Source organism: Stutzerimonas sp. C6.4V (assembly GCF_058536345.1).
In genome coordinates this window covers 3,086,883-3,107,188 of sequence record NZ_JBZUBM010000001.1, presented here as the reverse complement: position 1 = coordinate 3,107,188, position 20,306 = coordinate 3,086,883, and the positions used below count along the sequence as shown (strand labels likewise).

Genomic DNA, 20,306 nt, shown 5'->3' with positions numbered 1-20,306 from the left:
GGGTGGATCATGCTTCATCGATCCACTGCGGGCCGCTAGGGCGGGTGAAAGAGCGCCATCCACCCTAGGCATCAAAAATCTGCCATCCATCCCGCGTGCCGCGCGCATCGAGATATTGACCATGCAAATCAAACTCGCCAACCCTCGTGGCTTCTGTGCCGGTGTCGACCGCGCCATCGAGATCGTCAATCGTGCGCTGGAGGTATTTGGGCCGCCGATCTATGTACGCCACGAAGTGGTGCACAACAAGTTCGTGGTGGAAGACCTGCGTGAGCGGGGCGCCATCTTTGTCGATGAACTTGATCAGGTCCCTGATGGTTTCATCGTCATCTTCAGCGCCCATGGCGTATCCCAGGCCGTGCGGATGGAAGGGGAAAGGCGTGGCCTCAAGGTATTCGACGCGACCTGCCCCTTGGTTACCAAGGTTCATCTGGAGGTGGCCAAGTACAGCCGGGAAGGGCGCGAGTGCATTCTCATCGGGCACGCCGGCCATCCCGAGGTCGAAGGCACCATGGGGCAGTACGACACCGCCAATGGTGGCTCGATCTACCTGGTCGAAGATGAAAACGACGTGGCCGAGCTCCAGGTTCGCAACCCGGATGCTTTGGCGTTCGTCACCCAGACGACCCTGTCGATGGATGACACCAGCCGTGTCATCGACGCGCTGCGCACACGCTTTCCCAGCATCGGCGGCCCGCGCAAGGACGATATCTGTTACGCCACGCAGAACCGCCAGGACGCGGTCAAGCAGCTGGCCGCCGAAAGCGATGTGGTCCTGGTGGTCGGCAGCCCCAATAGCTCCAATTCCAACCGTCTTCGTGAACTGGCCGAGCGCATGGACACGCCGGCCTATCTGATCGACGGGGCAGAAGATCTCAAGCAGGAGTGGTTTGCGAACGTCGAGCGAATCGGCATCACCGCCGGCGCATCAGCGCCTGAGGTGCTGGTGCGCGGCGTGATCGATCAACTCAGGTTATGGGGTGCGACAGGGTTGGATGAGTTGGACGGCCGGCCCGAGAACGTGACGTTCTCGATGCCGAAGGAGTTGCGGTTGAAGGCGGTGTGAGATGACCTTAAGCAAGAAGCCCGGCGAGATGCCGGGCTTCTTGTTTTTGTGACTTAGCGCTTCCAGCATTCGGCAAGGGTCACTCCAGCCCCCTGTCCCTTTGCACCAGTATTGGAAAGCGTCAGGGTGCCGCATTTGTCAGCCGCCATGCTTCCTGTTGGAACGGCCTGCAATACATACGCGGTGGCGGATGGGCTGCCTTCGGCGAACCCGACATCGTATGTCTTGGTCCCGCCATCCTTGGGCGCCTGGTTGAACGGCAATGAAATTGCGTTTCCTGCGCTGTTCTTGTCATAGCGCCCGCTGCCGGTGTAGCTGCGCTCCATGAAATGCGCTAGTTCCATCAGGGCCGTCTCGGCGTCCGCGCGTTTGGCGCTGCGGACGTACTCTTGGTAACTCGGGTAGGCGATGGCAGCGAGGATCCCAATGATCGCGACTACAATCATCAGCTCGATCAAGGTAAAGCCCCGGCTTGATAGCCTTTCAGCTACGAATCGTTTCACAAGTTATCCCTCACTTCATTCCAAGACAGGCGGTTTGAGTCGTTGTTGTTTCCCATGACTTCTATACAAACCGGGGTGACGCCGTTAGAACCAGTGGCGGATGCCGAACTGGCATAGCAAAGAAAACGCCTGCCGGTGCTTTGATCATTTAGACCGATTGTTCCTTTTACTGCGCCCTCGTCAGGGTCAGCCACTCCGCTAGCCGGGACTTTTGTTCCATCTCCAAGCTCAATGTAATCCTTCTCATCGATATTCCCGTCACCGTTGTAGTCGAAGTAGGAATAGGCGAGCCGGCTTCCCGTCGCAAGGTCGAGACTCATGATCCAACTTGTCCCGCCGGCGTCGCATGGATTCGCCGATGGGATCAGGGTGCTGAAGGTAACCCGGTTGCCGCCCAGCTGAGCCTGCGAAATAACCCGCTCGCCCTTAGCTCCGGTTCCGCCTTCAGTGGTTTTCCAAAGCAGGTCCAGGTACCAGCCATCGTTGGTGTCGGTCATGGTGTTCTCGCTGACCGCTCGGCCATTGAGCTCCGTGCCGGTTACTTCTCGGAGAATTTCCTGCTCCAGCAAGGTGCTGCGACCGTCGATCTGCTCGCCGTTATCGATGATGCCGTAGAACGACTGTACTTGCGGGTTGGCCGGGACCTCGTTGTCTGTGGTTTGGTAGAAGCTACCGGTGCCAAACACGAGCATAACCTGGCGATCCTTGGTGTAGGCAGCATCTAGCGGCGCGGTAATCGGTTGCGCATTGCCGCTGGAGTCCTTGGCGAGGAACAGCGGGGTGATGTTGCTGCCTGACTTCAGATCGCTCGGTGCGTCCCAGCCGCCGGGTGTCGCGGCGTTGATGTCCAGGCGCCATACCTTGCCCAGCGTATCGGCTACATAGATGCGATCAGCCACGCGATCGTTATCCAGATCGACCGCCAGAGGCGCACCCAGGTCGCCGCTCTCGGGTAAATCGAAGCGTTTAATCACGCTGCCATCCGAGGCGTCTAGTACCCAGACATAACCAGCGGGGGTGTCAGTTGGGCGATCATAGCCGCTGGTTACGATAACGCCGAACTTACCGTTGTAGAGAGGAACCAGGCTGGGTCGGCCGAGGCTGTAGCCCATTTCCGCGTGGGTGAATTCCCAGAGGACGTTGCTAGCGGACATGTTGTTTGCGTTCGAAATATCCAACGCGAAGATGCTACGGCCGCCCGCGCCGGACGAGCCGACTACAAGAGTCTTCCACTGGCCGCTGACGAGCGCGTCACCGATACGGGGCGTACCGTCCACATAGTAACGGTGCGCATACGTCGGGTCCGTCAGTTCGTAAAGTTCATCAATCAGGTCATTCGGAATATAGGCGAACAGTTCTTTACCGCCCGTGGTGCCGACGCTCGCGTCGAAGCCATGCAGCATGCCGTCGTTAGCCCCCACCACGACCAATGGGGGGCGGTTCTGATAGGAGCTTTGCGAGCGGAAAGTGGTGTAAGCACTCTTGACCGTGCTGGTGAATCCGGCGCTTTCGGGCAACTGCGAATAACCGAAGTTCGGTTTGTAGATGTATTGCGGATCAGAGTTGGCGATGTCGCCCAGACGGCTGTCGCGCTGTCGGAACGGGTTGTTGGGCGCAGCATCGGTGCGCTCCTGGCTGCGGTCACCCCGAATAAAGGCGAGTCGCTCCTGACCACGTTGTTCAGTCACCAAGGTTCCGCTGGCGGTGGCGCGAAGAGCGTCCTGTTGTGCAGTATCAAGCTGGCCCCAGACAAAGGTTCTGCCAGTGGTCGATACCCGAGCGCCTGTCGTGGCGTCAGCAGTAGGCGGTGTGGATGTCAGAATGACGCGATCCGACGTTTGGGCGTTGGTCAGGGCATCGAGCTTCTGTGCAGCCTTCCAGGTAGGGGTTTCGCTCACGGTGCCGTTGCTCGATACGGCTTTGGCCAGCAGATCACCGCTCCACTTGGAGCTGTCGAGCATCGATTGGAAAACGACGGTATCGGTTTCGAGTTTGGTCGAGTTGGTGGAGAGCGCCGCAGTAGTGCTGCTCACCTCCTTGGCGATGTTGGCGAAGGCTGTTTTCAGACTCTCAACCATCTTCGTGGCATCGCTGGCAACATAGAAATTACGAGGCCGAAGCTCTCCGTTTTCGGTTTGATCGCCGTCGGTCCACCAGCTGGGTTGGATCACTGAGGAGGGGGCGTAAGGGTCACCATAGTCCTCAACGTCTTTATCGGTTGGAAACTTAATCCCGCCGTATTTTGCTGCAAGCCAATATTGGTTCTTGGCGCGGCCTTTCAGTACGCCGTTCTCACGTACATCTACCCAGTGAGTGGAGAGCAGCTGCTTTCCGCTGACATCGGCCCGAAGGTCAACTGTGTTGGCGTGATAGGCCATCCCAGCGATATAGGCGGAGTTATTACTGCAGCAATCGCCGAATCGGTCAGCGGTCTTCGCTTTTGTATCAACGCCCTCTAGAGTACCAACTACCGTTGTGGCAGTTGCGACGTTGAAGTTAGTAGCGTCAGCAGCGATTTCGGTTGGTACCGCCGGCTCGAGATTGGTTACTGTTGCTCCAGGCAGGTTGCGGTCGGCGTGAGTATTGGTATCGCCAATTCCTAAAATTACATTCTTCTGGCATGCGTACTGGATAGGGTCGTCCCAAGAAGTTATAACCGGGAACCCATCAAGCCATTTGTCTTTCGTTATGTCGTCCGGCGAGGGATTGTGATCTGGGGTCGGTGTGCTGTAAGCGCTAACATTGCCCACGTTCCGGAAATAACGGAACGCTGCATAATAAAGCTCGCTAACTGGATCATTGCTCTTGTGTTGGTTGTTCGTCAACTGCCCGAACTTGTTCAAGTAATTGATAACACCGCTATTACTGACAGTTCGACCAAATGCTGCTTGAGTCGCTGCGGCATCGGCAGGGTTCGGGTTAGTTGCCAGAATGCCCGTTGTCTTGCTCCATTCTGTACGAGCGTTCTCGGTCTGGCCGGCCACACCGCGTTCTCTTTTAAGTGGGCCGATATACTTTTGACCCGCGCGCAATACACCGCCGTCGCGTAGCTGTTTTTCGTCGTTCAGGTAACCGAAAACACTGTAGCGCATGTTTTCGTTATATTGCTGTAACAGGCCTTCAGGCTTGTAATTTGTATCGCTGTATTTTTTACAGTTTGATTCAATATTTCCGGCGACGCAGACCTTCACTCTGATCTTTATGCGGTACACGCTTTTTACTTGATTGCCTACATTAAAAGCGGTCTTAAGCTTTCCGTTCTCCCATTGGGCGGTATTGTTGGGGTCGTAATAGGCCCATTCATTGGTGTTTGTGCCGGTGGCACCTAATCCACCAATCTTGTCGTTCCAGTTGGAGAAAAGCATTTCTATTCCTCGGCCGCTCAGCCGGATATAGAAATTTGCCCAATCGCTCTTTATAGGGGTCGCTCCAGCAAACTCTGTCGCTGGCAATATTCCTGTATCGATTGCTGGCGATACTCCGGCAGCCGTTTTAAAACGGTCGCCAGCAGTGCTTTGCCCCGTATGGCGAGCCTTTTCAAGTACGGTAACGCCGATGGTGTCACGATAGCGATAGCCTCCAGTAAGGGCGCTCCGGAAGGGATCGATGGTCGGTGTGCCTGCCCAGTTGAGGAAATTGCCACTCCATTGTTTGGCAGCGCTGCACTTTCTCGCGGTAGCGTTGCCATTTGGTTCGAACCATTCGTTGGTGCCGTCATAGATATAGCACTTGCCGGCATCGAAATAGCCGAGGTACGTATTGGCTGAACTGTAGCTACCGGTATTCGCAATAGAGAGCAAAGTGGGCCACTCCACCGACGGAACCAGAGCAAGGTTCCCCGGTACGTTGCTGGCGCCTAAAAGCAATGGTGTTTGCGATACATCTGCGGCGGCCTGGCTGGCGCCTAGCGTCCAGCACAGTGCCGTCCCGGCCAGAAGCAACGGGCGCCACGTAGCGGCAAGGCCGTTCCAGGGCATGCGGCGATGATTGAGCGGCATCATGTCACTCCTCTACGAAATACAGGGAACGAAGGGTTACCTTCGAGTCCGGGCTGGCGCCGGTGCCGGTTGCTTCGATGCGCACCAGAACGAAGTCGAGAATCAGCAACTCGCCGGCAGCAAGCGAGTCGCCGCCAGCTGTCATGGGGTTGACCATGTTCTGCATATCGAGCTGTCCGGGATGGGGCAGGCGGGTAATGGTGTAAGTTGGGGCTTGGTATACATTTGCGTTAAAGCCAGAGAAGGTCACGACAGTCGGCGACTCATCATTGACGGGATAGAGCGCATCGTTGATTAAATCCGAATAGTTCGTCTTTACCTCTTGTTCGGCGAAGCGTAGGGCGGCCTCGGCAGCCTGAAATGCGAGTGCATGATCACGCATATTCCCCGCCATTCGTTCTTGAAGGTTGGTATCGCGCATGGCTGCGGCCCCGAGAATGGTGAGTAGCAGTAGCATGATCAAGGCGACGAGAAGTACGGCTCCTTCCTGTTTGGGGGGGGCGAAAGTTCCTTTTTTCATGGCAGGCGATTCCGTATGGCGACGGTGGCTGTGTAGACCTGAGCGACGCGGTTGTTTTTGATAGTGACGGTGCCGTCGTCTTCGTAGAGGGCATATTCATCGTCTCTGTCGATGCCGACGATGGCTGGAAAGTCAAACTTCTGCGGTTCTCCCAGCACATTGATTTCCGGGCTGATCGCGATCACGGATATCCGCGCCGAAACTACCTTGTCCCAGTCGCCTGTACCCGAGGAGACAAGATTGTTAGTCCCAGCTTTTACATACACATCCGCCAGCCGGTCACCATCCTTATCCAGGCCATAGGTGACTTGCATCTCGATAATACCTTCAACCAGCTCCTCGATAGCGGGGCTCGGACTGAGCACTTGGCGATAGAGCGAGGGTAGGCGGCCGTTATTTTCGCGAATAAAGTAAGTATGGCTTCGTAAGATATACGCAGTAAATTTGTTGTTATAGGCTTGGCTCATGCCAGTCTTTGTATTGCCAGGCGTTTCGTTGCCCCCATTTGTCTGAAACGTGCTTGCGTTTTGATTATTCGTGTTTTGGAAGATATCGCATCCTGTGGAGTTCGCGATCAGAACAATCTGGCCGCTGTAAGCACCTGTTTCACCTTTGACATTCAGATTGCCAGCTCCTACGGCATTTGTGCCGTTCGGTTCAAACTCCATGCCGTTGCCAGCGTATTTCACAATGAACGAGTCGGTGTCGGGGCGTGTTGTATCAGTGTTGCCAAAAAATATCGGCTTACTGTTATCCCAGCCTTGAATTGCAGGTGTTGTGCTGTAGGCGTTCTTTTCGTCTGTTGTGAAACCGTTTTTGCTTGCTGACAAATCCAGCTGGTTGAAGGGCTCACTTAAGCATTCACCTTTATAACCCGCCTGGCGCACATCAAACGCGATGAAGTCGGTCGCAAATCGGCCCGCTTCCTGAGCACGGGCAACCGCCGTATTGGTGCGATACATATCCTTGCTGGACAGAAATACCTGCAGAACACCGCCAAGTAAGATCAGGCTGATCAACATGGCGACCATCAGCTCGACGAGCGAAAGGCCCGCCTGCCGGTAAAAAGAGACTGGTTTCATAGCTGCGTCCGGTAGACAAAGGTTTCGCGATCGTCGTCATCGGCTTCGTCGATGCGCCCTCGGTTGTCATTCCACTCGATGGAGACCGTGAACACTCGATCGTTACGGACGACGCTGCCTTGCGCGTCTGCCGAGAGCAGGCACGAGAGCGAGTTCAGCCATTCGGCCACGTCTCTCTTGGCAAGTGTGCCGCTGGGAGCGATATCCGGATCACAGGTCTGGTTCTGAAGCGCGATGTCATAGACGCCATTGAGCGCTTCGGTGCGATTGGCGCGCATGCGGTCGATGATGTCGTAGGCGAGTATCGTGGCTTGGGAGCGGTAGTAAGCGCTCTGGTTGCTTTTCAATGCTGTCATCTGCATTCCGGCCAGGCCTAACAGGCCGACGGAGAGGATCAGCATGGCGACGAGCACTTCGATGAGCGTCGCGCCGCGCTGACGGGAAGATGGAACTAGGGGTCGTCTCATGGGCACGTTCCTTTTGTGCTCGTCACTCGTCCCGTTGCGGTCAGTGCAATGGTGTATTGGGGTTTGCCTGAGCAGTTGGGGAACTTCACGGTAAAGTCTGTCGCGGTTGTCTTGGTCAGCAGGCCGCTCGGCCGATAGGAGAGTGTTTCAGCCGGCCCGGTGACCGTATTCTGGTTACCGACCGCCCCCCATACGCGGATAACGGCGCCTCCATTCACTTTCACCAGCCAACCGTTTCCCCAATCGGCTGCATCTGCACAGACATCTCCGTTGCGGCGGCAGATATCCACCCTCACGCCACGCTTGACTGCCTCGGAACGGGCGAACTGCAATGCAGTGGTCAGGTCGTTGGCGATGGTCTGGGTCCGGTTGTTCTGTATGGTGTCTCGAAAAGAGGGGGCCGCGATTGCCAGCAGGATCGCGAGGATCGCCAGCGTGACCATCAGCTCGATCAGCGTGAAAGCTCGGGAGTGGTGCATGGTTTTTCTCAGTTTCAGGGTCATCGAATCATCCCGTTATGCCGTTCGGCTTCCTACCTGACCCGGACGTCCGGTCGGTTTCCGAGGCTGTGCGGCATGTTAGGTGCAAAGGTCGTCAGCCTTGGGTGCGTCAAGTCTCGCGCGTCCCGTGATGTTGATCACAATCTTCCTTAGCGGCGTTTCGTGCCGGCACAGGATGAAGGTGCCGTTGAGGCTGTGCGTCGTGCCATCGGGCTTGAACGTCATGTGTCGTTGCTGACGGAAGTTTCTCCACTTCCAGCTATGGCTCGGCGTCACTGCGGTGGTGCGTAGCGTCACGTCGGTCTCGTCGATCATGCCGTTGGCGTCCAGGTCGTCGAATATCAGAACCTGGCCGCTCCACATCGCTTGGTCATCGCAGCTGGCCGCCCCCGCGCAAAGGCTGACCGGTCGCCTGGTGGTTATCGCCCTGCTTCTTGCAAAGTTGAGGTCAGCCAGAAGCTGATTGACCAGCGTGCGCTGGCGAACCGACTCGAGCGACGAATTGAATGTCGGGATGGCTATCGCCAAGACAACAGCCAGTACCGTCAGCGTGACGAGCAGTTCGACAAGTGTGAAGCCTTGATCCTGATTCGGCATGGTGCGGTTCCTTTGCACGTATGATTGCGCCTTCCTGGCGGTATCGCTTTGCTTCGCCAACGAATGGCGAAGCGGGCTTTTTAGACCAGCGCGGCGGCTAGTCCAAGGACAAAAGGCTGGAATTGTGAACCTGACAGCTGGAGGCTGAGTGAAGCTACAGACGATCGTGGTAGGCGGTGGTGTCATCGGAATGCTGTCGGCTTATGGCCTGGCTGCTGCGGGCAGGGCTGTGGCGCTGCTCGATGCCGCCAAAACAGGCACTGAAGCATCCTGGGCTGGCGGCGGTATCGTTTCGCCCCTGTACCCCTGGCGTTACAGCCCAGCGATAACGGCCTTGGCACATTGGTCGCAGGATTTTTATCCGCAGCTCGGTGAGACACTGATGCAACAAAGCGGAGTCGATCCGGAGGTGCACCAGACGGGCCTGTATTGGCTGGATCTGGAGGATGAAGACGAGGCGCTGGCCTGGGCTGAACGCGAAATGCGTCCGCTGCGCCGAGTCGGTCTGGACGAAGTTCACGTCGCTGTTCCGTCACTTGCCAAGGGCTTTTCCAAGGCAGTGTTCATGTCGGGAGTAGCCAACGTTCGCAATCCACGCCTGCTACAGGCGTTGCGTGCTGCGCTGGTGAAACTGCCCAACGTAGAGCTCATCGAGCAGTGCCCGGTTACCGGGTTCGTTCGTGAGGGTGAGCGCGTCGTGGGCGTCACGACCGAGAAGGGTGATATCCGCGCAGACCAGGTCGTGGTAGCAGCAGGCGCCTGGAGCGGCAAGTTGCTTGCAACGCTGGGGCTCGAGCTTCCGGTCAAGCCCATGAAGGGTCAAATGATCCTGTTCAAGTGCGCCGAAGATTTTCTGCCGAGCATGGTGCTGGCCAAGCGGCGTTATGCGATTCCCCGGCGCGACGGCCATATCCTGGTCGGCAGTACGCTGGAGGATGTTGGTTTCGACAAGACGCCGACTCACGATGCGCTGGAAAGCCTCCGGGCGACTGCCATTGATCTGCTTCCTGGCCTGGCTGATGCCGAGGTAGTCAAGCACTGGGCTGGGCTGCGTCCTGCCTCGCCGGAGGGCATTCCGTTTATCGGGCCGGTGCTGGGGCACGACGGCTTGTGGCTCAACTGTGGGCACTTCAGGAACGGCCTGGTGCTTGCGCCCGCGTCGTGTCAGCTGCTCGCCGACCTGATGACAGGACGTGCGCCGTGCATCGACCCCGAGCCTTATGCTCCCGCTGGGCGGCTCTGACAGGGTTTGGTTGCCGAGCTGGATTCAGCTGATGCAAGGGCCGCCTGATAGGGAGTGCACAAGGTTTCTGCACCTGCGATGCAGCTAAGGCAGTGCCGGCTCGGTGCGAAGTGCTTGCTTGCCCTTCTGATATCGTCGGTCCTTGCCAAGGGCGTGCATGCTGATAGAAACCAGCGATCCCTCTCGAGGCAATGAGCTTCTGGCAGGTATTGGCCTCTTGCCCTACGTCCCTGGCGGTTTTGCTGTTAAATTGCGCGGCTGTTTGACGCTGGGTGTGACAGCGTCGGTTTCATCGCTCGTGAGGTTTGCGTGGCCAAGAAAACCACTTCCTTTTCCGGCCTTGGTGGGCTGGTGTTCTCCACCGATGCGGGGCGGCACTGCCCAGATTGCAGCCAGCCCCTTGATGCCTGTGTCTGCAAGCAGTCGATCATCCCGGAGGGCGACGGCATTGCCAGGGTTCGCCGGGAAAGCAAAGGGCGGGGCGGCAAGACGGTGACGACCATCGCTGGCGTCCCGCTCCCTGAAGCCGAGCTCAAGGAACTGGCCAGCGCGCTCAAGCGGCGTTGCGGTACCGGTGGCGCGCTCAAGGAGGGTGTCATCGAAATTCAGGGTGATCATGTTCAACTGCTTATCGATGAACTGGTCAAACGCGGATTCAAGGCCAAGAAATCCGGCGGTTGACCGCATTTTCATCTCATCAAACGTGTGCGCCTGTTTCCCGGCGCGCCGGCTGTCCGACCCGGAGAGCCTCTGTCGCGGACTACGCTTGGCAGAACCATTCATCTTTCAGGAGGCTTAGATGCCTGTACGACGCACACGTAAAGACGACGGCAGCCAGTGGACCGCAGCGGATAGCCGCAGCGTCTACGGAATTCGTCACTGGGGTGCCGGCTATTTTTCGATCAATGACGATGGTCAGGTCGAAGTGCGCCCTCAGGGCCCCAATGGCGAGTCCGTCGAATTTACGGGGTTGATCGAGCAGTTGCGCGAGGCGGGGCTGACGCTGCCGCTGCTGGTGCGCTTTCCAGGCATTCTGCAGGACCGCGTACGTCGTCTGACGGGCGCCTTCGATGCCAACATCGAGCGCCTCGACTACCAGAGCAAGTACACCGCGCTGTACCCGATCAAGGTCAACCAGCAGGAGGCGGTGATCGAGAACATCATCGCCACGCAGAACGTCTCCATCGGCCTGGAAGCGGGCTCCAAGCCGGAGCTGATGGCCGTGCTGGCGCTGGCGCCCAAGGGCGGCACCATCGTCTGCAACGGCTACAAGGACCGTGAGTTTATCCGCCTTGCGTTGATGGGGCAGAAGCTTGGCCACAACGTCTTCATCGTGATCGAGAAGATGTCGGAAGTCGGGATGGTCATCGAAGAGGCCGCAGAGCTGAAGCTCGTTCCCCAAGTCGGCTTGCGTGTGCGCCTGTCTTCGCTGGCGTCGAGCAAGTGGGCGGACACCGGTGGGGAAAAGTCCAAGTTCGGCCTGTCCGCTGCCCAGCTGCTGACCGTGATCGACCGCTTCCGTGCGGCGGGTGTCGATCAGGGCGTGCGCCTGCTGCACTTTCACATGGGGTCGCAGATCGCCAACCTTGCTGATTACCGCGACGGTTTTCGCGAAGCCATCCGTTATTACGCCGAGCTGCGCGCGCTTGGGTTGCCGGTTGACCATATCGACGTCGGCGGTGGCCTCGGCGTTGACTACGACGGCACCCACTCGCGCAACGCCAGCTCGATCAACTACGACATCGACGAATATGCCGGGACCGTGGTTGGCATGCTCAAGGAGTTCTGCGACCGGCAAGAGTTGCCGCACCCGCACATCTTCTCCGAAAGCGGCCGGGCGATGACCGCGCACCATGCGGTGCTGGTCATGCAGGTAACTGACTTCGAGCGGCACAACGACGAGGCGCCGACCATCGAGAACTACGACGAGCTGCCGGAAATCGTCCAGGCACTGGCCGACTTGCTCGGCCCGTCCGATCCTGAAATGGTCACCGAGACCTACTGGCGCGCCACGCACTACATGAGCGAGGCCGCAGCGCAGTACGCCTCGGGCAAGCTGAGTCTGGCGCAGAAGGCGCTGGCCGAGCAGAGCTACTTCGCCATTTGCCGTCGCCTCTACAACCAGCTCAAGGCCCGTCAGCGATCGCATCGCGCGGTCCTCGACGAGCTCAACGACAAGCTCGCCGACAAATACATCTGCAATTTCTCGGTGTTCCAAAGCCTTCCGGACACCTGGGCGATCGACCAGATTCTGCCGATCGTGCCGTTGCAGCGCCTGACCGAGGAGCCGGTGCGCCGCGCCGTGCTGCAGGACCTGACCTGCGACTCGGACGGCAAGATCAAGCACTACGTCGACGAGCAGAGCATCGAGAACAGCATGCCGGTGCACGAGATCCAGGCGGGCGAGGAATACTTTCTCGGTGTCTTCCTGGTGGGCGCCTACCAGGAGATTCTCGGCGACATGCACAACCTGTTCGGCGATACCGACTCGGTAAACGTTTATCAGCGCGAGAACGGCGGCTTCTATCACGCCGGCATCGAGACGCACGACACCATCGAGGACATGCTGCGCTACGTGCACCTGTCGCCCGAGGAACTGATGACCTACTACCGTGACAAGGTGTCGAGTGCGCGCCTGAGCGCCAAGGAACGCACCCAGTACATCGATGCGTTGCGCCTGGGGCTGACGCGCTCGTCTTATCTGACGCCTTGACTGGGTCAGGTCGCCGGCAGAGAGGGCGCTCAGATGTCATTTGCCGGGTTGAGACGCCGTAGGGTGGATGTCGCTTACATCCACCGTGAATTCGTAAGGTGCATCGACAAGGCGTGATCCACCTTACGGGGTCGCGTCGAGGTCAGGTCGGTCAGGGCAGTAGGGTGGATGTCGCCTTTTACATCCACCGTGGCTCCGCTCGGTGGATCGATGAAGCGCGATCCACCCTACGGACTGCAGGGCGCGCCTCCCACCAGAGCGCGCGGTGTGGTTTTTCTGCTTGTGTGGGAGGGCCGCCCCGGCGCGAAGCTTTTCGCTTCAAACCTTCCTGACGAACTCCGATTTCAGCTTCATCGCACCGATGCCGTCTATCTTGCAGTCGATATCGTGGTCGCCGTCGACCAGGCGGATGTTCTTGACCTTGGTACCGACCTTGACCACCAGCGATGAGCCCTTGACCTTGAGGTCCTTGATCACCGTGATGGTATCGCCGTCCTGAAGGGTATTGCCTACCGAATCCTTGATCAGCTTTTCATCATCACCGGACGATTCGGCCGCATTGGCAGACCACTCATGCGCGCATGCCGGGCAGACCAGCATCTGGCCGTCCTCATAAGTGTATTCGGAGTTGCATTGGGGGCAGGGTGGCAGAGCGCTCACGGGATATCCTCGGCAAGGTGCGAAAAGCCGCAGATTGTATAGGGTTTTGCTGCCGCATGAGCGTTGCGTTGCCGGGCGGATAAACCAGGCCGAGCCATATGGACATAGCGTACCGGCAGCGCCGCGTGGCGTTGGCGGAGTCGCTTGGCCAGCCGGGCTCAGTAATCATCCTTGATGGCGCGGTAGCGTTCTTCCAGCTCACGGCGGATCTGCCGGCGCTGCTGGGCTTGGGCGAATCGGCGTTTCTGATCGGGGGTTTGCGGTTGCAGCGCAGGGATGCTGGCTGGACGGCCATCTTCACCAACGGCAACCATGGTGAAAAAACAGCTATTGGTGTGGCGAACGGTCTTTTGGCGAATGTCTTCGGTGATGACCTTGATGCCGATCTCCATCGAAGTGTTGCCCACGTAGTTGACCGAGGCGAGAAAGGTCACCAGTTCGCCCACGTGCACGGGCTGCCGAAAATTGACCTGATCCACCGACAGGGTCACCACGTATTGACCGGCATAACGGCTGGCGCAGGCGTAGGCCACTTCGTCCAGATATTTGAGCAGCGTGCCGCCATGTACATTGCCGGAAAAATTGGCCTTGTCCGGGGTCATCAATACGGTCATGGTCAGTTCGGCATGTCCAACTAGCATGTGCGCGGCTCGTGCTGGCAAAAAGGGCCGCTACTTTAGTCGAATACAAGGCGGATGTGTGTGCAGTTGTTACCTCGGCTTCAGTTTTTTTGGACGGGTCAATGTGGCAATAGCGCACAGGTTGGTTGATACCTCCCGACCGGGTGCCATAGCCGCGCACTGCATCGCTTTGCCTGCGGACCGCGCCGAGAGAGACCTGACCTGGCTGCGCCGATACGGTTTATTGACTTGGGCCAGTATCGGAAATCCTGACCTCTCTATAGTCCGGGCGTTATTCGTCGTCAGATCGATCGTCGGGACTGCCCATGCGTCTACTTGCCGTTTTCCTGCTCAGTGGTCTTGCCTCGCTGGCCCATGCCGAAGAGCAGGCCATGGATCGTTTCAACTACCTCATGGGTGATCCCGTGCGGCGCGAGCAAGCCTTTTCGGCCGGGCGGGAGCGTGCGCTGTTCTGTGGCTATTGCCATGGCGAGAACGGCAACAGCAAGCGGCCGCATATCCCCAACCTGGCCGCGCAGAATCCTATTTACCTGTTTCACTCGTTTGAAAAGTTCGCCAACGGCGAGCGCATCGACTATGTGATGTCGAACCTGGCCAAGAGCCTGACGCTGGAAGATCGGGTCAACATCGCTGTGTATTTCAGCCAGCAAAAGGTCGTGCCGTCCGGAAAAGTGGCTGATGCTGCGCTGGTCCAGCGGGGCGCGAGCCTCTTCCAGGGCACCTGCGTCGGCTGCCACGGGGATCATGCACAAGGCATGGAAACCATGCCGCGTCTCGCCGGCCAACCGGATGAGTACATTCGCAAGGCCTTGACCCGCTTTCGCAACAACGACCCGAGTCGTGCCGGTTCGGTCATGATCGGTGTTGCCGGCAGGTTGTCGGAAGCGGAGATCGAGGCCCTGGTCGCCTATCTGAGCCAGCTCACCTTGACGGCGCAGCAGGAAAAGCGCGCCAGTGCCCAACTGATTGGCGCGGCGATTCGCGAGCCATGAACCTGACCTCGATCGATCAGGCCCCGGGCTCGCTCAGAACCCTGCGAGACAGGGCCATCCGCTGTCCGGCATGGAGCAGGATGTACCCTCCCGCCCCGACCAGGATGCCGACGATAGGTGCAACCCACGGCGAAAAGTAGGCGCAGGCCGCCCCAACAACATAGGCCGCCAGGCCCATGCCATTGAAGCGAGGCAGCTTCGCGTTGGCGAGCTTCGGATACCTGCCACGGTGCACGACGAAGTAATCCGCCATGATCACTCCTCCAATGGGCGGGATGATCGAGCCCAGCAGGACCAGAAACGGGATCAGCAGTTCATACATGCCGCCTAGCGCCAGCAGCGTGCCGATAAAGGCGCCGGCCAGTGTGACCAGCCGGCGACGCTCGGTGCGCAGAAGATTGCAGCCGGCGGCGGCGAAGTTGTAGATGGTGTTGTCCTGGGTGGTCCAGAGGTTGAGAAACAGCATCACCACGGCGGCCATGGACAAGCCTTGCAGTACCAGCACTTCGACGATATCCGGCTGCTGATAAACGATAGCGCCGTAGGCGCCGGCAACGATCATCAGTCCGTTTCCGATGAAAAACCCGATCAGGCTGGCAAACATCGCGACCTTGGGGCTCTTGGCGAAGCGCGTCCAGTTGGTGGCCTGGGTGGCGCCGCTGACGAAGGTACCGAACACCATGGTGATTGCCATTCCCAGGCTCATCCCTTCGCTGGGCTGTACGGCGAGCAACGGCTGAAGCCCGCCGATATCGCGGGTAGCAATCCATAGCGACACCACCAGCAGCACCAGCATCGCCGGTACGGCCACGCGCGACAGCAAGTCCAGCCCCTTGTAGCCTACGAAAGCAGTCAGGCAGAAACCGAAACCAAACAGCACCATCAGTGGCATGGTCAGGCTTTGTGGCAACTCCAGCAATTTGACCAGCACGATGGCGATGGTCGCCGTGCCCCACGCATACCAGCCGATCTGGGTGAAGCCGAGCAGAAAATCCGACAGCTTGCTGCCGAGCTCACCAAAGCAGAAACGTCCCATCAGCACCGAGTTGAGCCCACTGCGGCAGGCAATCACACCGAGCACGCCGGCGTAGAGCCCCAGCAAGAGGTTGCCGATGACGGCCGCCCAGATCATGGTCTTGAAGTCGAAGGCCAGGCCGATCTTGCCGCCAGCAAACATGGTGGCGGTAAAGAAGGTGAAGCCGAACAGCAGGACGGCTGTCGACCACAACCCCTTGCGGGCGTTGGCGGGCACCTCGCTAAGCGGATAGTCACGTTCTTTTTGGCTCATGGCGCAAGCTCCTGCAGATGGTTGTTCCCTTGCCTGTGCAGGGTGTATGCCAGCCATCCGCTGCTTGAAAACGGCCGCGTTGCATAACGGCGCGCACGATCCTGCCCCTGATGAGGGCGCAACGGCCGCGTACCGCACCGGAATCGAACCTGTCGCGCCCGTACGCAGCGGGCGAGGCAGGGCTGAGAAGCAGTTTGAAGCCTGAAGCTGGAAGCTTGAAGTAAAAGCCGAAAGAGCTTGAAGGTGTTTCGGCGCCGGCCCGCACGCTGATCCAGCTTCCAGCTTCTTATCGCCGTCGGTGCCGATGACTTGCTTGAGGCACTACGCGAACGCGGCGCCGATCCCGAGGCAAGCGACCCGCTAGGCAACAGGGTCGAGAGCCTGGGCGTGGAGAAATCCGTACCCGCTGATCAGTAACTCTTGTACGGCAGGAATTTGCCGGACAGCACGACATTGACGCGATCTCCCTTGGGGTCCGGCTGGCGCTGGATGTCCATGGAGAAATCGATGGCGCTCATGATGCCGTCGCCGAATTCTTCGTGGATCAGCTCCTTGATTGTGCTGCCGTAGACATTGACCAGCTCGTACCAGCGGTAGATCAGCGGGTCGGTGGGCACTGACGTCGGCAGCGACCCCTTATAAGGCACGATCTGCAGCCAGGCGATGGCTTCATCCGGCAGCTCGAAGAGCTTGCCAAGGGTTTCCGCCTGCTTCTTGTCGAAGGCCATCTGGCCGAGGCAGCCGGCGGTGGTCCATTCCTTGGACATGCCGATGGATTCAGCTACCTGGGTCCACTTCAGGTTCTTGCGCACCTTGGCGGAGACGATCATCTGGGTCACTTGGCTGCGGCAGGAGATCATATGCGGGTTCCTCTTCGAATGGCGTGAACGAGCCGCAGAGTGCGGCTGGACGCCTGTTTCGATGCAGAGGATGTGCCAGCGCCGATCAGGCAGGGCGGTGAACGAAGTGAGGGGTACGGCCGGGTTCGGTCAGCGGCCGCTTGGCCGGCCGTGCCGGTGCTATCTGGACGGCTTGAGATTGCGAGCGTAGAGCGCCTTGCCACCGGTGGACGTCGTACCCCGGGCTTCCAGCTCGAAGCGCCTGGGCTGGGATTTGATCAGGTCGCTGAGTTTCTTGAAGCCGTACAGGCGCGGATCGAAGGCCGGGCGGAGTTTGCCAATATTTGCGCCCAGCGCGCCGAGATGCACCCAGTCGTCCTCGTCGTCAGCAATGTCGCTGAGCACCTTGGCGATGAAATCCACCGGGACCTTCTGCGCTTTGACCTGGGCATTCCTGTCGGCAGCCCGGGACTCTTCCTCCTTCTCGGCGGGCGTCGCAACAGCTGGTTTGTCGCCGCTGGTCGGTGGCTCCTGCGAAGCCTTGGGCGCGTCGGCGCGCAGGATCTCGGTGTAGATGAACTTGTCGCAGGCGGAGACGAACGGCGATGGCGTCTTCTGTTCGCCAAAACCGTAGACAGTGAGCCCTTCCTCGCGCAGCCGAGCGGCCAGGCGGGTGAAGTCGCTGTCGCTGGAGACCAGGCAAAAGCCATCGAAGCGCCGGGTATAGAGCAGGTCCATGGCGTCGATGATCAGCGAACTGTCGGTGGCGTTCTTGCCCGATGTGTAGGCGAACTGCTGGATCGGCTGGATCGAATGGTCGAGCAAGACCTTTTTCCAGCTGCCCAGGTTGGGCTTGGTCCAGTCGCCATAGATGCGCTTGACGCTGGCGACACCGTACTTGGCAATCTCTTCGAAAAGCCCCTCGACAATGGCGGCGGGTGCGTTGTCGGCGTCGATCAGAACGGCCAGATGGATCTGTTGACGGGGGTTGCTGGGTTTGGCGGCCATGGCGCGTCCTGGAGAAAAATGTCCGGCCGACCATAACGCCAGCTAGGCCCGTTACGCCATAGCCGGGCCATGTAGCGAGTGCAATCGGCAGGCTCACTTGGTGGGTCGATGGAACCCTCGCCATCGAGGCGGTTCCGACCCTTGGTCCAGGCTGCTCGTAGCCGCGCTGGCTGGTGCCGGCCAGCATAGCGGCTAGAGTAAGTCGTACCCCTACGTCTCCTACGAATAGGCGCCTACATGACCGCAGTCATCGACTTCCTCAACACCATCTTCTGGGGCTACGTGCTTATCTACGGTCTGCTGGCAGTCGGTGTGTTCTTCACCATCCGCCTGGGCTTCCTGCAGTTCCTACACTTCGGTGAAATGGTTCGGGCTATCAGGGGAGCGAGACAGAGCGACTCCTCGGGTATTTCGCCGTTCCAGGCGCTATGCACCAGCCTGGCGTCGCGGGTCGGCACCGGGAATCTGGCCGGAGTGGCGGTTGCGCTGTATCTCGGTGGTGCCGGCGCGATCTTCTGGATGTGGATGGTGGCGCTGGTAGGCATGGCGACGGCTTACGCGGAAAGCTCGCTCGCCCAGCTTTACAAGGTGCGCGACGGGGAGGGCCAGTATCGAGGGGGGCCGGCCTTCTATATCGCCAGAGGCCTGAAGGCGCCCTGGGCTGGTGGCGTGTTTTCCGTTGCGCTGATCATTTCCTTCGGGCTGGTCTTCAATGCCGTGCAGGCCAACTCCATCGCCGATGCCATGCAGGGGGCTTTCGGCATTCCGAAGCTGTGGGTGGGCATAGCCGTCGCGATACTGGCGGGAATGGTGATCTTTGGCGGACTGCGCTCGATTGCACGTTTTGCCGAACTGGTGGTGCCATTGATGGCGGGCCTCTATGTGCTCATGGCCCTGATCGTCCTGCTGATGAACATCTCAGAGGTGCCAGGCGTGCTGATGACCATCGTCCGTAGCGCCTTCGGCCTGGAGGAAGCTGCGGGCGGCGTGGCAGGTTCGGTCACCGCGGCGATGCTCAACGGCATCAAGCGCGGGCTGTTTTCCAACGAGGCAGGTATGGGCTCGGCGCCCAACGTGGCGGCGACCGCCACGCCCGCACCGCACCATCCCTCGTCCCAGGGGCTGGTGCAGGCGATGGGTGTGTTCATCGATACCATCGTCATCTGCACCGCGACGGCCGTGATGATCCTGCTCGCGGGCGTGCTTGAACCAGGTTCCGGCGTGACCGGCACGCAGCTGACCCAGCAGGCGATGGAGACCCACATCGGTGTGGCCGGTACCTACTTCATTGCCATCGCCATCCTGTTCTTCGCCTTTACCTCCATCGTTGCCAACTATTCCTATGCCGAAAACGCACTGATCTTTCTCGGCGCCGGCAACAGGCTCGGGCTGACCTTGCTGCGGCTGGCCGCGCTGGGCATGGTGATCTGGGGTGCCTATGAAGCGGTGACGACGGTGTTCAACGCCGCGGATGCATCGATGGGGCTGATGGCGACAATCAACCTGATCGCGATCCTGTTGCTGTCCGGGACGGTGGTAAAGCTGACCAAGGACTACATGGCGCAGATCAAGGCGGGTGGTGTGCCCACGTTCAGGGCGGCCGACTACCCGGAGCTGAAGGCAAAGATCAACAACAACATCTGGCGCTGATCGAGAGGCTCCCCGGCCATCGGGCCAGGTGTCGCAGGCCGAACATTCGGGGAGGCGACCAGAACCCGGCCTAGAGCGGGATCACACCGAACCCCCGCGCCATCAGCGCTGCCAGCAGAGGAATCAGCAGCAGGGCGAGCAATTCCAGACGGATGACCAGCTTGACCCGACGCGCGCTGGCGGGGCTGATCGAGGGCACCTTTCCGGCTTTCAACGCCGGGCGCCACTTCAGGAAGGTTACGGTGGGGTAGATCGATAGCACCGCGACCGCGACGAACAGGCCGATCTTGGCGTGAAAGAAGCTGTTGTTCAGGTAATAGTCGAGGCCCTTGCCATAGCGCATCGCCCTTGCAGCGCCGGTAATCAGCACCAGCCCGGCCGCGATGCCAAAGGCCAGATCGACACGAAACAGGCTGCGTGCGCGCTTGAAGTTCAGCGGCAGGCGAAACAGCTGATGCTCGAGCACCAGCAGGGAAAACAGCAGGAAGATCGCCACGAAGTGCAGGTAGGCGGCGACGGCATAGGCCATTTGTTCAGGA

Annotated in this window: 19 protein-coding genes; 6 read left to right on the top strand and 13 right to left on the bottom strand. The window is 59.2% G+C overall.

The annotated features are described in order from the left end of the window. The first annotated feature begins 121 nt into the window (after positions 1 to 121). Positions 122 to 1,066, top strand: a complete 945-nt coding sequence (gene ispH / locus AC4LFW_RS14620) for a 4-hydroxy-3-methylbut-2-enyl diphosphate reductase (RefSeq protein ID WP_491819819.1) — start codon at positions 122 to 124, stop codon at positions 1,064 to 1,066. Between the two features lie 53 nt (positions 1,067 to 1,119). Here ispH and AC4LFW_RS14615 read toward each other — a convergent pair whose 3' ends face one another. From AC4LFW_RS14615 to AC4LFW_RS14585, 7 genes are all read right to left on the bottom strand, one after another. After that, complete coding sequence (locus tag AC4LFW_RS14615; protein WP_491819818.1) at positions 1,120 to 1,569, bottom strand: type IV pilin protein; 450 nt, start codon at positions 1,567 to 1,569, stop codon at positions 1,120 to 1,122. Continuing rightward, the gene (locus AC4LFW_RS14610) at positions 1,566 to 5,570 is read right to left on the bottom strand and encodes a pilus assembly protein (RefSeq protein WP_491819817.1); all 4,005 of its coding nucleotides are present in this window, start codon (positions 5,568 to 5,570) and stop codon (positions 1,566 to 1,568) included. The genes AC4LFW_RS14615 and AC4LFW_RS14610 overlap by 4 nt, the downstream gene beginning before the upstream one ends. A 1-nt stretch (position 5,571) precedes the next feature. After that, positions 5,572 to 6,087 (bottom strand): pilus assembly PilX family protein, encoded by a 516-nt coding sequence (locus AC4LFW_RS14605; RefSeq protein WP_491819816.1) that lies wholly within the window; start codon positions 6,085 to 6,087, stop codon positions 5,572 to 5,574. Continuing rightward, on the bottom strand, positions 6,084 to 7,169 hold the full coding sequence (locus AC4LFW_RS14600; protein WP_491819815.1) for a PilW family protein: 1,086 nt from the start codon (positions 7,167 to 7,169) through the stop codon (positions 6,084 to 6,086). The genes AC4LFW_RS14605 and AC4LFW_RS14600 overlap by 4 nt, the downstream gene beginning before the upstream one ends. Beyond that, entirely contained in the window at positions 7,166 to 7,636 is a 471-nt protein-coding gene (gene pilV / locus AC4LFW_RS14595; RefSeq protein WP_491819814.1) for a type IV pilus modification protein PilV, read from the bottom strand. The genes AC4LFW_RS14600 and pilV overlap by 4 nt, the downstream gene beginning before the upstream one ends. Next, on the bottom strand, positions 7,633 to 8,139 hold the full coding sequence (locus tag AC4LFW_RS14590; RefSeq protein WP_491819813.1) for a GspH/FimT family pseudopilin: 507 nt from the start codon (positions 8,137 to 8,139) through the stop codon (positions 7,633 to 7,635). The genes pilV and AC4LFW_RS14590 overlap by 4 nt, the downstream gene beginning before the upstream one ends. A gap of 75 nt (positions 8,140 to 8,214) precedes the next feature. Continuing rightward, positions 8,215 to 8,733: a GspH/FimT family pseudopilin gene (locus tag AC4LFW_RS14585; RefSeq protein ID WP_491819811.1), complete on the bottom strand. Its 519-nt coding sequence runs from the start codon at positions 8,731 to 8,733 to the stop codon at positions 8,215 to 8,217. A gap of 148 nt (positions 8,734 to 8,881) precedes the next feature. Between AC4LFW_RS14585 and thiO the strand changes: the two genes are divergently transcribed. From thiO to speA, 3 genes are all read left to right on the top strand, one after another. Next, entirely contained in the window at positions 8,882 to 9,976 is a 1,095-nt protein-coding gene (gene thiO / locus AC4LFW_RS14580) for a glycine oxidase ThiO (RefSeq protein ID WP_491819810.1), read from the top strand. Between the two features lie 309 nt (positions 9,977 to 10,285). Further along, positions 10,286 to 10,657 (top strand): translation initiation factor Sui1, encoded by a 372-nt coding sequence (locus tag AC4LFW_RS14575; RefSeq protein WP_491819809.1) that lies wholly within the window; start codon positions 10,286 to 10,288, stop codon positions 10,655 to 10,657. Positions 10,658 to 10,775: 118 nt separating this feature from the next. After that, a complete protein-coding gene (gene speA, locus AC4LFW_RS14570; RefSeq protein WP_491819808.1) occupies positions 10,776 to 12,689 on the top strand; it encodes an arginine decarboxylase in 1,914 nt (637 codons plus the stop codon). 318 nt (positions 12,690 to 13,007) lie between these two features. Here speA and AC4LFW_RS14565 read toward each other — a convergent pair whose 3' ends face one another. Together AC4LFW_RS14565 and AC4LFW_RS14560 are read right to left on the bottom strand one after the other, a co-directional pair. After that, positions 13,008 to 13,349, bottom strand: coding sequence for a zinc ribbon domain-containing protein YjdM (locus tag AC4LFW_RS14565; RefSeq protein ID WP_491819806.1), 342 nt, complete (start codon positions 13,347 to 13,349; stop codon positions 13,008 to 13,010). A gap of 158 nt (positions 13,350 to 13,507) precedes the next feature. Continuing rightward, a complete protein-coding gene (locus AC4LFW_RS14560; RefSeq protein WP_491819805.1) occupies positions 13,508 to 13,990 on the bottom strand; it encodes an acyl-CoA thioesterase in 483 nt (160 codons plus the stop codon). A 305-nt stretch (positions 13,991 to 14,295) separates the two neighbouring features. On the opposite strand from AC4LFW_RS14560, the gene AC4LFW_RS14555 reads away from it, so the two are divergent. Beyond that, entirely contained in the window at positions 14,296 to 14,982 is a 687-nt protein-coding gene (locus AC4LFW_RS14555) for a c-type cytochrome (RefSeq protein WP_491819804.1), read from the top strand. Between the two features lie 16 nt (positions 14,983 to 14,998). Here AC4LFW_RS14555 and codB read toward each other — a convergent pair whose 3' ends face one another. From codB to AC4LFW_RS14540, 3 genes are all read right to left on the bottom strand, one after another. Then, positions 14,999 to 16,270, bottom strand: coding sequence for a cytosine permease (gene codB, locus AC4LFW_RS14550; RefSeq protein WP_491819803.1), 1,272 nt, complete (start codon positions 16,268 to 16,270; stop codon positions 14,999 to 15,001). Between the two features lie 410 nt (positions 16,271 to 16,680). Further along, positions 16,681 to 17,130 (bottom strand): cyanase, encoded by a 450-nt coding sequence (cynS, locus tag AC4LFW_RS14545; protein WP_491819801.1) that lies wholly within the window; start codon positions 17,128 to 17,130, stop codon positions 16,681 to 16,683. Between the two features lie 159 nt (positions 17,131 to 17,289). Beyond that, positions 17,290 to 18,117 carry an NYN domain-containing protein gene (locus AC4LFW_RS14540; protein WP_491819800.1) on the bottom strand — a complete coding sequence of 276 codons (828 nt, stop codon included), beginning with the start codon at positions 18,115 to 18,117 and terminating at the stop codon, positions 17,290 to 17,292. A gap of 237 nt (positions 18,118 to 18,354) precedes the next feature. Between AC4LFW_RS14540 and AC4LFW_RS14535 the strand changes: the two genes are divergently transcribed. Beyond that, positions 18,355 to 19,767: an alanine/glycine:cation symporter family protein gene (locus tag AC4LFW_RS14535; protein ID WP_491819799.1), complete on the top strand. Its 1,413-nt coding sequence runs from the start codon at positions 18,355 to 18,357 to the stop codon at positions 19,765 to 19,767. 70 nt (positions 19,768 to 19,837) lie between these two features. On the opposite strand, the gene AC4LFW_RS14530 is transcribed toward AC4LFW_RS14535, so the two are convergent. Continuing rightward, on the bottom strand, positions 19,838 to 20,296 hold the full coding sequence (locus tag AC4LFW_RS14530) for a DUF2214 family protein (RefSeq protein WP_491819798.1): 459 nt from the start codon (positions 20,294 to 20,296) through the stop codon (positions 19,838 to 19,840). Positions 20,297 to 20,306: the final 10 nt, after the last annotated feature.

Excerpts from the sequence above, each read along its gene's own strand:
- ispH (WP_491819819.1), top strand. The coding sequence starts at position 122 with ATGCAAATCAAACTCGCCAACCCTCGTGGCTTCTGTGCCGGTGTCGAC.
- AC4LFW_RS14610 (WP_491819817.1), bottom strand. The coding sequence starts at position 5,570 with ATGATGCCGCTCAATCATCGCCGCATGCCCTGGAACGGCCTTGCCGCT.
- AC4LFW_RS14605 (WP_491819816.1), bottom strand. The coding sequence starts at position 6,087 with ATGAAAAAAGGAACTTTCGCCCCCCCCAAACAGGAAGGAGCCGTACTT.
- AC4LFW_RS14600 (WP_491819815.1), bottom strand. The coding sequence starts at position 7,169 with ATGAAACCAGTCTCTTTTTACCGGCAGGCGGGCCTTTCGCTCGTCGAG.
- pilV (WP_491819814.1), bottom strand. The coding sequence starts at position 7,636 with ATGAGACGACCCCTAGTTCCATCTTCCCGTCAGCGCGGCGCGACGCTC.
- AC4LFW_RS14590 (WP_491819813.1), bottom strand. The coding sequence starts at position 8,139 with ATGACCCTGAAACTGAGAAAAACCATGCACCACTCCCGAGCTTTCACG.
- AC4LFW_RS14585 (WP_491819811.1), bottom strand. The coding sequence starts at position 8,733 with ATGCCGAATCAGGATCAAGGCTTCACACTTGTCGAACTGCTCGTCACG.
- speA (WP_491819808.1), top strand. The coding sequence starts at position 10,776 with ATGCCTGTACGACGCACACGTAAAGACGACGGCAGCCAGTGGACCGCA.
- AC4LFW_RS14560 (WP_491819805.1), bottom strand. The coding sequence starts at position 13,990 with ATGCTAGTTGGACATGCCGAACTGACCATGACCGTATTGATGACCCCG.
- AC4LFW_RS14555 (WP_491819804.1), top strand. The coding sequence starts at position 14,296 with ATGCGTCTACTTGCCGTTTTCCTGCTCAGTGGTCTTGCCTCGCTGGCC.
- codB (WP_491819803.1), bottom strand. The coding sequence starts at position 16,270 with ATGAGCCAAAAAGAACGTGACTATCCGCTTAGCGAGGTGCCCGCCAAC.
- cynS (WP_491819801.1), bottom strand. The coding sequence starts at position 17,130 with ATGATCTCCTGCCGCAGCCAAGTGACCCAGATGATCGTCTCCGCCAAG.
- AC4LFW_RS14540 (WP_491819800.1), bottom strand. The coding sequence starts at position 18,117 with ATGGCCGCCAAACCCAGCAACCCCCGTCAACAGATCCATCTGGCCGTT.
- AC4LFW_RS14535 (WP_491819799.1), top strand. The coding sequence starts at position 18,355 with ATGACCGCAGTCATCGACTTCCTCAACACCATCTTCTGGGGCTACGTG.
- AC4LFW_RS14530 (WP_491819798.1), bottom strand. The coding sequence starts at position 20,296 with ATGGCCTATGCCGTCGCCGCCTACCTGCACTTCGTGGCGATCTTCCTG.